Origin of the sequence: Clostridium mucosae (assembly GCF_024622765.1) — a bacterium.
In the GTDB taxonomy this organism is placed as follows: Bacteria; Bacillota; Clostridia; order Clostridiales; family Clostridiaceae; genus Clostridium.
Genome location: NZ_JANKAF010000005.1, coordinates 136,582 through 151,229, shown reverse-complemented (window position 1 = coordinate 151,229; position 14,648 = coordinate 136,582). Strand labels below are relative to the sequence as shown.

The window sequence follows — 14,648 nt, the reverse complement described above, 5'->3', positions numbered from 1 at the left end:
AAGCACCATAATTTTATAATAACTATTTATCTATGAGACTATTTATAATTTTTTTATAAATGCACTAAGATATCATTTTTTTGTATTTTCCAAAGAAATCCCCTCATGCTCTTCAAACCTTTTTAACTTAGGCGTATTAATAATCTGAGCTCCATAAATTCCGTTATGCCCTATTACATAATAACTAATAAATGCTCCAATTATATAATATGGTACAGCTTCTCCTCCAAATAAATTTATTCCAAGCATAATTGTAGTAAGTGGAGTATTAGTAGCACTCCCAAAAACACAAATCATTCCAATAGCTGCTAATAATGAAGGCTCTATATTAGTTAAGTTACCTATGGCACCACCTAAAGAAGCACCTATATCAAATAGTGGAGTAACCTCTCCTCCTTGAAATCCTGCCCCTAAAGTTAATATTGTTAGTATTAATTTCTTTATTGGATCTAAAATAGTTACTTCTCCTGAAAAACCGCTGTCAATAAGCCAAGTGCTTAGTCCTTCAAATTTATATAATCTAAATATTACAATTACTAATAAAACTGCTATTGAAGATATTATTGCTCTATATATATTATTTTTTATATTTTTATTATAAAAGCCTTTAACTAAATGAATACCTTTTGCAAACATTCTTCCAAAAACCCCAAATAATATTGATGATATTATTACTATTAACAATGTATATATAGTAATACTTGGTACAGATTTTATTAAATGAACTGTATGATTTATACCTAATGATTCTGTAACAAAATTAGCCGCATACGAACTAATAAAGCAATATATCATTGCTTCATAGCTAAGCTTGCCTATAAAACATACTTCCATACCAAAAAATGTACCAGCAAGTGGTGTTCCAAAGACTGAGCCAAACGCAGCACTTATTCCTGACATAATTAGAATTCTTTTCTCCTTATGCTCCATTTTGAAAATATTAGCTACCTTATTTGTCAAGGCTCCTCCTATTTGAACTGCTGTACCTTCTCTTCCCGCTGATCCCCCAGATAAATGCGTTAATACAGTAAAAATAAATGTTAAGATTGCCATCCTAAATGGAACTTTTACCTCCTTATGAACACTTTCAATAATTAAATTGTTTCCTCTATTAGATCCATTCCCATACTTTGAATATGTATATGCTGTTAATACTCCTATTATAGGAATTAAAAAAATTAGATAAGGAAATCCCTCTCTTAAGGTTGTAACGAATTCTAATGATCTTAAAAATATTGCTGATATAATTCCCATTACAATTGAAACTATAATAGTTGAAATAGTTAATTTAAAAATTCTCATCTTTTGCCTACCTTTCCTTTTCATAAAAAAGTACATCTATATAAATTTATAAATAATAAAAAAGACTAATGCTCTACGATTAAATCATAGAAGTCATTAGTCTTACTTGACGGTTTAGATTTCTCATGGGAGAACTTCATTCCCAAAAATTATTCCTATTTTTTATTATTATAATACTAAAGTTTATGAAAATCAATCTATGCCTTTCTATATATTCTTTATATTTTCATATACTCTTCTATAACGAGAATACACTTCTTTATACGTTTCTACTGCTTCTTCATTTGGATAGTAGCATTCTTTTTCTTTTACTATTACTTTTACAGCATCTTCAAAAGAATTAAACCAACCTAATGAAACAGCTGCTATGATTGTAGCTCCAAGAGATGGACCTTCTTCTATTTTTAAAGATATTACCTTTTTATTAAATACGTTAGCTTGAATTTGAAGCCAATCCTTAGACTTAGCTCCTCCTCCTACTGAAATTATTTCTCTATCACTATCATCTTCATATATGCTAAAGCAATCCTTTAATGAGAAAGTTATTCCTTCAATTACTGCTCTTGCAAAATGATTTAAATCATGACTTTTATCTATTCCTATGAAAGTTCCTCTTATATTACTATCTGCATAAGGTGTTCTTTCTCCAACTATATAAGGAGCAAATAATAATCCATTAGATCCTTCTTTAACATTAGATACTCCGCTTAAAAGTTCATCAAAATCTTTATCCTTTGCAAAGGTATTTCTAAACCAGCTTAAAGAATCTCCAGCAGAAAGAGTTACCCCCATTGAGTAACAGCTATTTGGTAGTACATTATTAAACATGTGAAGTTTTCCAGCATAGTTCTTATACTCTTCTTCATATTTTAAATATACACCTGAAGTTCCTATACTTAATAAATCTCTATTTTTATTTATTATTCCTGAACCTAAAGCTGAACAAGGATTGTCTGATCCTGCTGGGAAGATTTTAATACTTCCTTTGGCATTTAACTTTTCCTTTAATTCTTCATTTAATTCTCCAACACATTCAGTTGAATTATATATCTTAGGATATTTATTTAAATCTAAATCTAAAAGATTTGCTATTTCTTCAGACCATTTTCCTTCTTTAATATTTAACATTTGTGTTCCAGCTGCATCAGATATATCTGTACATATGTTACCTGTATATTTAAATACTAAATAATCTTTAGGTAAACAGAACTTTTTAGTTTTTTCCCAATTTTCAGGTTCATTTTCTTTTACCCATAATACCTTTGGAAGCGTAAATCCTTCAAGGCTTTTATTCCCTGTGATTTCAATTACTTTTTCTCCAAAGTTATTCATTATATATTCACATTGCTTAGTTGTTCTTGTGTCATTCCATAGAATACTTCTTCTTATAGGTTTATTTTCATTATCTAATAATACTAAGCTATGCATTTGCCCTGATATACTTATAGCTCTTAATCCATCTCCACCTAAATCATTAGTTATTTTTTCCAAAACCTTAACTGAAGCATTATACCAATCTTCTGGCTCTTGTTCAGAATGTCCATCTCTATTATTGTATAAAGGATAACTTTCTGAATGCTTCAATACTACTTCTCCAGCTTTATCTAAAGCTATCCCCTTGATAGAACCCGTTCCTAAATCTAAACCTATAACATATTCCATAAAAATATCCTCCCAGTATTTAATAAAGTAGGGAGACATTTGTCTCCCCCTATTTATATATAAATTTTAGTATATTAAATCATTTAATCTTGATTTTACAAATTCAATATGTGATGATTTATTATTAACTTCTTTAACTGATAATGCATGATTAGTTAAAACTTCTAAATCTAATTCATTGTTTAATAATTGTTTACCTAATTCGCTATCATAAGAAGAATATCTATCCTTTTTAACATTGTCTAGGAATCCAGTTTCAATTATTCTAGCTGCTGCTTTTAATCCTCTTGCATAAGTATCCATTCCTGCAATATGAGCTATAAATAAATCTTCTTGTTCAAAAGAAGTTCTTCTAACTTTAGAATCAAAGTTTATTCCACCATCATGTAGTCCACCATTTTTTAACACTTCTATTAATGCTAAAGTAGTATCATATACATTAGTTGGGAATTCATCTGTATCCCATCCTAATAATGGATCTCCTTGGTTAGCATCAATTGAACCTAAAGCATTATAATTTCTAGCTACATTTAATTCATGTTCAAAAGTATGTCCAGCAAGAGTTGCATGGTTTGCTTCAATATTTAACTTAAAGTGTTCCATTAAGTCATACTTTTGAAGGAAAGCTAAAGCTGTAGCTGAATCAAAATCATATTGATGAGTCATTGGCTCTTTTGGTTTTGGTTCAATTAAGAAAGTTAATTTGTGATTAATCTTTTCACAGTAAGCTATTGCCATTTTATATAATCTTGCTATATTTTCTTCTTCAAATTGAATATCTGTGTTTAATAAAGTTTCATAACCTTCTCTTCCACCCCAGAATACAAAGTTTTTACCGCCTAATTTTTTGCTTATATCTATTCCCTTTTTAACTTGAGCTGCTGACATTGCATATACATCTATATTAGGGCTTGATGCTGCACCATTAACATATATAGGGTTAGCATGTCTATCTGCTGTGTTCCATAAAAGTTTAATCCCAGTCTTATCCATCTTTTCTTTCATGTAATCTGTTATAACATCTAAGTTGTGGAAGAATTCTTCTAAGCTATTTCCAAATGGAGCAACATCCATGTCATGGAAGCAAAAATATTCAACGCCTAACTTTTGTAAAAATTCAAAATTTGCATCAACTTTATTTTTTGCTGTTTGCATTGGATCTTCTGATATCCAATTTCTTTGGTTAGTTCCTTTTCCAAATGGATCTGATCCATCATTACAGAAAGTGTGCCAATAAGCTACTGCAAACTTAAGATGTTCTTTCATTGGCTTTCCCATTACTATCTCTTCTGGATTGTAATGATGAAACGCAAGCATATTATTACTTTCTGGTCCTTCATATTTTATTTTTTCAATATTATTAAAAAATCCCATTTTCCCACCTCTTTTAATTAGTTAGTTTTCCTATCTAACTTAATAATAACTCTTAATTTTAACGATGTCAATGTTTACATTTAATTTTTTTGTCTGTTTCGCATTTTATTATTTTTGAACTTTTCTTATACCTATGCTATATTATTTATAAACAATCAAAGAGGATGGTACACTATGGAAAACAAGTTTAACATTAGGAAGTCCAATATAGTTGAAATCTTAAGCCTTCTTTATAGTAAACCTAATATATCAAGAATAGAAATCTCAAAGCTTATTAATCTTAATAAAGCTAGTGTCTCTGAGATTATTAGTTTATTAATTGAAAAGGATATAGTTTATGAGATTGGAATAGGTAATGGGAGCTCGAGTGGAGGTAGAAAACCTATATTACTCAAATTAAACGAAAAGGCTGGATGCAGCTTAGGGATTGATTTAGGCATTGATTATATTAGATTTTTACTTACTGATTTAAATAAAAATGTTTTATCCCATGAGCGTAAAGAAATAAAAATCACAAAAAATAATGTTGTTGAAACAATAGTAGATATTATAAATTCTTTACAATATATAATAAATGAATACAACTATGGATTAATAGGTGTTAGTCTTTCCATACATGGTAGAGTGTTTATGGATGAAATTAAATTTACTCCATATTATGATTTAGATAAAATTAATTTAAAGGATGAGCTATCTAAAATTATGCCAAATATAAGTTTTCATCTAGAAAATGAATCTAATTTAGCTGCAATTGGAGAATTTCAAAACTCTTCAGAATCTCTAAATAATTCTATAGTAATTAATGTACATACTGGAATTGGTGCTGGAATAATAATTAATGGTGAATTATATTCTGGCTTTGAAGGCCGCGCAGGCGAAGTAGGTCATATGGTTCTTATACCAAATGGTAAAAAGTGCCCTTGTGGTAATAATGGTTGCTTTGAGCAATATTGCGCAATTCCTGCTTTATTGGAGGACTTTAATATTAACTCTACAAAAAAAATATCTACAGTAAAGGAACTTTGTGATTTATATAAATCAAATGATAAAGTTGCAATTGAGGCTATATCTAGAAATATAGAGTTTATAGCTATGGGGTTAACCAATATATTTAACTTTTTTGCACCAGATAACATATTTATACATAGTGAGTTAATTGATTATATACCTGAATACTTAACATTAGTTAACCAAAAAATCAACTCTATTTTTTCTAAGGATATTACTTTACTTGAAAATAAACTCGATGGTAAATCTAATTTATATGGTGGTATACATCGTTGCATTTTTGACTTTTTTGATAGATTTACAGACATTATATAAAGGGCCTCGCGAAACGCGAGCCCCTTTATATAAATAAGATATTAACCTTTTTAATGTAATAAAGCTTACTTCTTTCATTTAATTCTCTCTAATTCTATCTATTATATCCGAGATTTCATCATAACTTTCTACCCATATAATATTTATTCCTAATTGTTCAAAAGCTGCTGCATGAAGCTCATTGTTTATATTATTAAAAGATTTAAGGATATTTTCATTTATACTAAAATCCTCCATTGATAATCTAAAGTCCTTTTTTCTCATAATTGCATAATGTTTTCTAAGTTTATTCTTTCTGTTACTTATAGATAGAAGTCTTCTTAAATTTGGATCTGTTAATGATAATCCAATCATTAATGTAGTATTTTCCCTTAGAAAATTTAGTTGAGTTATATTAGTCCAAGAATATGGATCATTATATAGACTATGGTATCTATCTTCAGAAAATACTAATAACCCTTCTGATAATCGTTCATATTTATCAGGATTCCGTGGTAAAAATCCATGAACATGATAAATTCCTAGTTTATCAGAAGTTGAGTAATCTAATTCACTATATAAAGAGTTATATTTTATACCATATTTATTGAAGTTATCCTCTAGTAAGTCATCAAAATTATATGTAACAATAGCTTTAATTCCAGTTCCATTATTTCCTTCTAAACATAATTTTGAAATACTATTTAATAAACTTGAATTTCCATTACCATTATTAATATTCTTATATAATAATTGTGCTAAACTTTCTTCAAAGGAATCTCCCAATGCTGATTTTATAAGTGCCGATTGCAATAGAGGCGATTTATTATTTGTTTCTTTCATTTTCATTATAATAAACTCTTTTTCCTCGGAAGTTATACTAATATTTTTCTCTTCTAACTCCTTCATTATCATAAGTATTAATAAATCAGACATTAAATCATCCCAATCTCCTATACCAGCCTCCTTAGATACACCTGCCCCCAAGAATAAAACTAATTCATCTCTACTGTATATCTTTTTAAGTTCATTTATTCGTTCTTCTCGTATTTTCTTCCATCCATCGTCACTTTGATTTAAAGCTTCACTTACTAAGTTGCTTAATAAAAACTCAACTATCTTTGAAAAATCCCCATTTCTAAAATTATTAAACTTATTGTCAATTTTACATAATTCATCTAACCCCCATACTTTGACCTTATAATCTATTTTTTCTCCATATATCTTCTCTAACGTAGACACTTCTTCTTGTGTAAATTCACTTCCAAATACAAACAATATACTTTTTATAGATAATTTTGAATTTTTTATTGAATTATTTAACTTTTCAATGAGTTCCTTATCTACTCTAAAGTAATCCTTTCTATTTTTATGCAATATTACTTCTATAATCGTCTCTCCACTTAGTCCATCTATACCCTCGGGTATAATTGCATTAATAGCCGAAAACTTTCCTACTTTAATATTTTTATTTAAAGATAATTTATTTTCATCTTTTAATTTCTTATTTATAGAATTTAAAACTAATGATTCAAAATAATACATAATATTAATTAAAGTTTTATTACTGGTAGCATTCTTGTTTTCGCTATACATACTCGAGCACTCTCTTTCTTCATAACTTTATTTATATTGTATCTTATTCTTTAGTTTATTATAAAAAAATCCTATAAAGTACTACTAAAAAAGTACACTTTATAGGATTAGTTCAAGATTATAAAAATCTATATTTTATCTTATTGTGATTATTTACTTCTTCTCTTTGCTAATTCATATAATGTGTGAACTGGAGCACCTGTTCCACCCTTTACACATAAGTCACTATTACCTGAAGCCCAAGCTGTTCCAGCTATGTCTAAATGTAACCAAGGCTTATCTTGTACGAATGCTTCAATAAATAATCCAGCAGTTATTGTACCTGCAAATCTTCCACCACTATTTTTTAAATCTGCTATGTCAGATTTAATTAATTTCTTATAATCATCAAATGCAGGTAATTGCCACATCTTTTCTCCAGTATATTCTGAAGCTGATTTTAATTCATCAAAGAACTTATCATTATTTGTAACTACAGCTGTTGTAGTTTCTCCTAGTGCAACTAAAGCTGCTCCTGTTAATGTAGCTAAATCTATAACTTCATTAACCTTTTCTTCAGTTATTATATAATGAACAGCATCTACTAAAGTTAATCTTCCTTCAGCATCTGTATTAACAACTTCTATAGTCTTACCAGCCATAGATCCAATTACTTCACCTGGTTTATACGCATCTCCAGATATTAAGTTTTCACAAGCTGCTACTACTGCTACTACATTAAGCTTTAAACCTCTTTTTGCAATAATTGACATAGCTCCAATTACAGACGCTGCTCCACCCATATCTGATTTCATATCTAGCATACTGTCAGTTGGCTTTATTGAGTATCCACCTGAATCATAAGTTAAGCCTTTTCCTACTAAACCAAGAACCTTATCTTTATTATCCTTATCTCCAAAGTATCTCATAACTATAAGCTTAGGTTCCTTTGAAGATCCCTTAGCTACATTATAGAAAGCTTCCATGTTTAATTCTTTAATTTTTTCTACTCCATGAACTTCAACTTCAAATCCACTTTCTGCTCCAACTTCAACAGCTTTATTAGCCAAAGTTTCTGGATAAATTACATTTGATGGTTCATTTACTAAATTTCTAGCAACTATAATACCATTTGCTATTTCTCTGCCCTCTTCAATTGCAGATAATATTTCTGGAGTTGCTTCCTTAATTCCGCATCTTCCAATTGATACTTCTAATTCATTTTCTTCTTTTACATCAGACTTATATTTGTTGAATGTATATTCTGATAAAAATGCTGCAATTTCTGCATTTTTAATTAATTCTTCAATTTCTATTGTTTCAGTCTTTGGAAGTCTTAAGAACACTAAGTTCACTTTTAATTCCTTAGCTTTTTTAATGGCTTTTGCAGTTGCTTTTCTAACTACATCAACAGTAAATTCTTCCTCTTTTCCTAAACCTACTAGTATAATTGTTTGAATTGAATCATTAGAATCTATTGTAAATGTATATAATTCTCCTTCTTTACCATTAAATAAATTTCTACTTTGTGCTAAAACAACGTGTTTATTTATCTCTTCTTTTGGTAAGTTAATATTGTTCTCAAATAAATAAAATACTTTTACATCTCCTTGAGAGCATGTAAAGCCCCTATATGATACCTTCATTTAATCACCTCGTCTAAAACTATCTTTTAATCATAATACCACTATTATAAAAGCTATTCAATGGATAATAATTATTATTTGTTTGAAAAAATATTTTATTTAAATAATTTTTTATTTTATTGTATAAAAATTTTATTTCTGTAAATAATACTAATGTAGATACAAAACCTGTTTAATACAGGTCCCATCCCCCATTTATTTATAAAGCGCTTCGGCGCTTTTTTATTTTATAAATTATCTTAAGAGTTCAAATATCTTATAATATAGATCGCCTTCTTAAAGTATTTTACTATAATAATTTCTTTTCTTAATAGATTACTCTTCTTTGCAACTTACTGTTAAATCCAATAAGGTTATGAGCTAAACATATCATTAATTTATTCATATAAAATATACAAAATTATGTAAACCTATTAATTTAAATGATATAATTAATAGTAAATATAATAATTTATGAAGGTAGATGAGAATATGAAAATTAAGAGGATAATCATAATTCCTACAATATTATTGTCATTTATACTATTAATCAGTGGATGTTCAAAAATGGATAAAGCTCAAAAGGCTTATGATAACTACACTGAAAAATGGATTCAAAGTGACTATGTAGGTATGTATCAAATGCTAACAAATGATTCAAAATCAACTATATCAGAAGAAGATTTTACTACACGATATTCTAATATATTTTCTGCAATAAATGCTAGTAATTTATCCTTAGATGTTTCTGGTGATAAAGAAAAAGCTGATAATCAAATTATTGTTCCCTTTAAATTAAGTATGAATACTATAGCAGGTGATGTTACTCTTGCAGATTATAAATTAACATTAGTTAAAGAAGATAAAGAATATAAAGTAAAATGGGATGAAAGCTTAATTTTCCCTCAAATGACTAAGGATGATAAAATAAGAGTAAGTACTATTCCATCTAAAAGAGGAAGTATATTTGATAAAGATGGTAATCCATTAGCGCAAGACGGGACTATTGATACTATAGGCTTATATCCTGCTAAGTTTAATTTATCAGATATAGATTCTAAAATCGCTGAAATAGCTAGTATTCTTGATATTAGTGAAGAAAACATAAAAACAAAACTTGAAGCAAACACTAATCCTGAGCAATTTATTCCATTGGTTGATATATTACAAAATGACTCTAAAGTTCCAAAGTTAGCTAATAGAAAAGGAGAAGGAATTCTAATTCAACCTAAACCTGGTAGAGTATATGTCGGTGGTGAAGCTTTTGGAAGATTAATAGGTTATATAGGAAGTATAACAGCTGAGGAACTTGAAGCTAATAAAGATAAAGACTATCATGACACAAGCCTTATAGGTAAAGCTGGCTTAGAACAAGTTTATGAAGATACATTGAGGAGTAGAGATTCAGCTGAAATATATATCGAACGTGGGGAAGAAAAAATAACTATTGCAAAAAAAGATGGCGAAGATGGAAAGAATATAAAAATATCTATAGACTCTGAACTACAAAGTAAGATATATAGTGAAATGACTGGTGAAAAGGGAGCTGCTACTGCTGTTAATCCTAAAACCGGTGAGGTATTAGCTATGGTGAGTGCCCCTTCATTTGACTCAAATGTGTTTACAACTTATGTAACTAAAACTCAAAAAGCAAAATGGGAAGAAACAAATAATGCTGATGAAATAAATAGATTTAACAAAACATATTCTCCTGGATCAACTATGAAGCTTTTAACTTCTGCAATAGGGTTACAAAATGGTGTTATAGATCCTAATGCAACAAGAGATATTAGCGGCTTAGGTTGGCAAAAAGATAGTTCTTGGGGAGATTTTAAAATAACTAGAGTAACTGATCCAGGAAAAGCTGTAAATCTAAAAGATGCAGTTAATCATTCAGATAATATTTACTTCGGACAAGTGGCCCTAGAACTAGGTAGTGAGAAGTTTATAAATGGAATTAAAAATTTCGGAATCGGAGAAGAGTTAAACTTTGAATATCCTATGCAAGAATCTCAAATTTCTAATGATGGAAATTTAAACAGAGAAATTCTACTAGCAGATACCGGATATGGACAAGGTGAGCTTATGGTTACTCCATTAAATGTAGCTTTATCTTATAGTGCCTTAGCAAATGGCGGAAATATAATGCAGCCAAGATTAGTAATAAGTGAAAATACTGATGCAAAGGTTTGGAAACAAGGTGCTATAGCACAAGAATACTTACCAACATTAATAGATTCTTTTACTGCATTAATCAATGATTCTGGTTCAACTATTCCAGATGGAGCTGTCCCTGGCTTTAGAGTTGCAGGTAAAACAGGTTCTGCTGAAATTAAGAAGACCCAAGATGATACTACTGGAACAGAAAATGGCTGGTTTGTATCCGTAGATCCAGATACAGCTAAAATTTCTTTAGTTATGATTATAGAAGATGTTAAAGGTAGAGGTAGTAGTCATGTTACTGTACCTAAGGTAAGAAATGTTATGGAATACTACCTTAGTAAATAGTGAAAAATGAAAGAGTAAAAAATTATAGAATTATAGTGGAATCTCAAGCATTTGCTTGAGATTCTTTCCTTTATATAAATAATAGAAACTCAACATAGGTTGAGTTTCTTCACTAATTCTTTCATTCTTTCATTCTTTAATTTCTTAATTTCTTAATTTTTTAATTATCTAAATACTACCTTATTATCTTCAAATTTATCAATTATAGCTAATGACTCAACTCTAGCTCCCATACTTTCTAAAATACTTCTGCCTTCTTGGAATCCTTTTTCTATAACTATTCCCACTCCAACTAAATTAGCACCTGATTGTTTAACTATATCAATCATTCCCTTAGCTGCACAACCCATTGCTAAAAAGTCATCTATAATTAATATGTTTTCGCCTTCATTTAAAAACTGTTTTCCAACTCTAACTTTGTATGTCTTTTTCTTAGTAAATGAATGCACTTCTGATTCATATACATCTTTATCAAGATTTAAGCTTTCTGTTTTCTTTGCAAAAACTACTGGAACATAATTAAAATATTGAGAAGCTATAGCTGCTATCCCAATTCCTGATGCTTCAATTGTAAGTATTTTATCTATTCTTTCACCATTAAATCTTTCTCTGAAAGCTTCTCCTACTTCATTTAAAAACTTTATATCCATTTGATGATTCAAAAAACAATCAACCTTTAATATATTTCCTTCTCTTACTTTTCCTTCAGTAATTATTTTTTCTTTTAACTTTTCCATATAACTATCCCCTTTATTACTTTTCTATAGTATTCTTAAAAAGCTTGTCTTCTTTTTTTATAATTCAAGTAATAAGGCCAAAGCAAATTACATGGCGATAATCGAATCTTCGTAGTTAGGATATTTACGGTTTCCTAGTAGAGACACTTGAACCATATCTTTAAGCATATACGAATACTATATGTATATTTTTTTTATTTATTATAACACTATTGTTGTATTTTGCGAAGCAATTTATTTAGTGAAAATTTAAGCGTGAAAGAGTGAAATGTTAATGTTGTTTTATTCTGCAAGATTAAAAACAATAAGTGCAAAGCATCTTTTATACAAAATCCGTAAGTTTTTTTCCTCAACTCTTTAACTTAGTATTATAAATTATAAATATAAATTGGCGAAGTTAAATAGAATATGAGAAATAAGCTTATAGCGAGCGATTAGAAGTACTTGGTGAAAGAGAAGCTACTATGCCTTAGTGTTGTTGGTTTGTTTGAGCCTAGCGAGTTAACCAAAACTCTTGGCATAGTAGTTTTTCTGAACCTAGTACTTCTTTGCGCAACTATTAGCTTATGGAACATATCTATTTACCTTCGCCTTTATATTCGCAAAATATAACTAATACTCTAATTCACATATTTTTTTTTCTTGCAAAGTTCTTTTTACATCTATTATCCTTTGATTGGTTGAGCCTCTGAATCTCAAACCATCCTTCATCTTATTTTTATCAAATTTACCATCTACTAAAACATCTATATTACTAATCAATTCTCGCCAACCATTTCTTTTATCTAAATTAATTAATATTTCTTCAAAAGTATATCCTGTATAACTCCATACATTTAATTTATTTTCTTTAAAACTTTTTGCCATATATGCAAACTCTTCTGCTCTTTCAAAAGGATCTCCTCCACTAAAAGTAACTCCTTTAATCATAGGATTTTTTACTACATCTTTAATTAGTTCATCTATATTACGTTCTTCTCCACCATTAAAATCATGTGTATCCGGATTAAAACATCCTTCGCAGTTATGTTTGCATCCTTGAGAAAAAAATACTCTTCTTATTCCTGGACCATTAACTAAACTTTCATAAGCTATCCCTGAAAGTCTTATAGTATCTTTCATCTATGACTACATCCCCTTTTATTTTTAAATTACTCCTCTATTTAAATTAATCTCTTATTTTAATTTTATCATTATATTTTTCTATTATTCCTTTAGTTCTATTTAATGATTCAATCACTCTACCTTTTCCTTCTTCAGTTAAGTAATCTGCATCATTAATAGTAGCAGGAACAACTTCATAAAATAATTTTCCGTCCTTTTCATACCAATTAACCCAAGTCGGTATATATGTTGGGTACTCAACTTCAATCTCATTTGTATTGATGTTCTTTTTTAATTTTACTGATACAATAATTCCATCTTCTGTATATGGATTTTGTATTCTCTCAGTTCTTTGACTTGATAAAAAGTTACCCATTGAATAAATTACAGCTGTTTCGTTAAGCCCATCTTCTGATTTAATAATATCTATAGGTTGTAATGAATGTGGATGTGTCCCAAATATTATATCTACATTTTGATTTGCTAGAAATTTAGCCATATTTATCTGTGTGCTATTTGGTTCTAATTCATATTCTTCTCCCCAATGCATATAAAAAATAATAACTTCCGCTCCATTATTTCTCATATCAAGTATCTGTTCTTTCATTTCTTGAAGATCTAAATCTAATGTATCTTCTCTAAATGTATTCATTAATGGATAAAGTTCTTCTGGTATAGTTGTACCATTTAATCCCCTTGCTCCACCTTCAGCAGTCATTGAATAACTATATGATATTATACCAACCTTAATTCCATTAACATCCTTTATTACATACCTATTATCATTCGTACTCTCTCTTGTTCCTATTATATCAAAACTTTTTTCTTTAAGAATACTTCTAGTTCTATTAAACCCTCGTACATCTCTATCTAAAGAATGATTATTCATATTATTAACAACATCTACTCCCGCCCACTTCATAGCATCTGCTAATTCATCTGGAGCATTAAAGCTTGGATACCCTGAATATCCATAATTCTCTATACCAGAAAGTGTTCCTTCTAAATTCGCAATAGTTAAGTCTGCACTATTTAAATAATCTTTTACATATTGAATAGTATTTTTGAAATCATATGTATTATTTTCTTCATTATATTGAGTTTCCAGTATCTCCTTATGTATTAAAAAATCCCCTGTAGCAACTATTTCTATGGTTTTTATATCATTATCTTTTACTTCTATATTTTCTATATCTTCATTTAAATATTCATCAGGGCTTATATTGTCAGTATCCTCTACAGCTTTGTTATTAAAGTTATTTAATAACACCTCAACTCTAGGAATAAAAAATACCCCTACTGTCACTATAATAACCATAGCCATTAATAAAATGATTCTTTTTCCCTTACTTTTCATAATTCCCCCTATGTTATACACTTTTACCTTTATTATATCCTATTAAATATAAAAAATGGCATACAAAACAATTAAATTTTGCATGCCATTCATTTTATTATT

General features: G+C 28.8%; 10 protein-coding genes and 2 riboswitches. Of the genes, 2 read left to right on the top strand and 8 right to left on the bottom strand.

The window, feature by feature from the left end:
• Nucleotides 1-72 precede the first annotated feature (72 nt).
• The 3 genes from NSA50_RS08260 to xylA form a co-directional block, all read right to left on the bottom strand.
• Nucleotides 73-1,302 carry a chloride channel protein gene (locus tag NSA50_RS08260; protein WP_257444384.1) on the bottom strand — a complete coding sequence of 410 codons (1,230 nt, stop codon included), beginning with the start codon at nucleotides 1,300-1,302 and terminating at the stop codon, nucleotides 73-75.
• Between the two features lie 80 nt (nucleotides 1,303-1,382).
• Nucleotides 1,383-1,455, bottom strand: a riboswitch (Fluoride riboswitch).
• A gap of 54 nt (nucleotides 1,456-1,509) precedes the next feature.
• Nucleotides 1,510-2,964, bottom strand: a complete 1,455-nt coding sequence (gene xylB, locus NSA50_RS08255; RefSeq protein ID WP_257444383.1) for a xylulokinase — start codon at nucleotides 2,962-2,964, stop codon at nucleotides 1,510-1,512.
• A gap of 66 nt (nucleotides 2,965-3,030) precedes the next feature.
• Nucleotides 3,031-4,338, bottom strand: coding sequence for a xylose isomerase (xylA, locus tag NSA50_RS08250; protein WP_195265975.1), 1,308 nt, complete (start codon nucleotides 4,336-4,338; stop codon nucleotides 3,031-3,033).
• Nucleotides 4,339-4,512: 174 nt separating this feature from the next.
• Between xylA and NSA50_RS08245 the strand changes: the two genes are divergently transcribed.
• Nucleotides 4,513-5,661, top strand: coding sequence for an ROK family transcriptional regulator (locus NSA50_RS08245; RefSeq protein ID WP_195429605.1), 1,149 nt, complete (start codon nucleotides 4,513-4,515; stop codon nucleotides 5,659-5,661).
• Nucleotides 5,662-5,739: 78 nt separating this feature from the next.
• On the opposite strand, the gene NSA50_RS08240 is transcribed toward NSA50_RS08245, so the two are convergent.
• Together NSA50_RS08240 and NSA50_RS08235 are read right to left on the bottom strand one after the other, a co-directional pair.
• Nucleotides 5,740-7,236, bottom strand: coding sequence for an SIR2 family protein (locus tag NSA50_RS08240; protein ID WP_257444379.1), 1,497 nt, complete (start codon nucleotides 7,234-7,236; stop codon nucleotides 5,740-5,742).
• A gap of 149 nt (nucleotides 7,237-7,385) precedes the next feature.
• Nucleotides 7,386-8,861: a leucyl aminopeptidase gene (locus tag NSA50_RS08235; protein WP_257444377.1), complete on the bottom strand. Its 1,476-nt coding sequence runs from the start codon at nucleotides 8,859-8,861 to the stop codon at nucleotides 7,386-7,388.
• Nucleotides 8,862-9,407: 546 nt separating this feature from the next.
• Between NSA50_RS08235 and NSA50_RS08230 the strand changes: the two genes are divergently transcribed.
• Nucleotides 9,408-11,348: a penicillin-binding transpeptidase domain-containing protein gene (locus NSA50_RS08230; RefSeq protein WP_257444375.1), complete on the top strand. Its 1,941-nt coding sequence runs from the start codon at nucleotides 9,408-9,410 to the stop codon at nucleotides 11,346-11,348.
• Nucleotides 11,349-11,512: 164 nt separating this feature from the next.
• Here the strand turns inward: NSA50_RS08230 and NSA50_RS08225 are convergent, their stop codons facing one another.
• From NSA50_RS08225 to NSA50_RS08215, 3 genes are all read right to left on the bottom strand, one after another.
• On the bottom strand, nucleotides 11,513-12,085 hold the full coding sequence (locus NSA50_RS08225) for a xanthine phosphoribosyltransferase (RefSeq protein WP_257444373.1): 573 nt from the start codon (nucleotides 12,083-12,085) through the stop codon (nucleotides 11,513-11,515).
• Nucleotides 12,086-12,177: 92 nt separating this feature from the next.
• A riboswitch (purine riboswitch) is annotated at nucleotides 12,178-12,279 on the bottom strand.
• 418 nt (nucleotides 12,280-12,697) lie between these two features.
• A complete protein-coding gene (nrdG, locus tag NSA50_RS08220; protein WP_195263836.1) occupies nucleotides 12,698-13,207 on the bottom strand; it encodes an anaerobic ribonucleoside-triphosphate reductase activating protein in 510 nt (169 codons plus the stop codon).
• A gap of 46 nt (nucleotides 13,208-13,253) precedes the next feature.
• Nucleotides 13,254-14,546 carry a CapA family protein gene (locus tag NSA50_RS08215; protein ID WP_257444371.1) on the bottom strand — a complete coding sequence of 431 codons (1,293 nt, stop codon included), beginning with the start codon at nucleotides 14,544-14,546 and terminating at the stop codon, nucleotides 13,254-13,256.
• Nucleotides 14,547-14,648 lie beyond the last annotated feature (102 nt).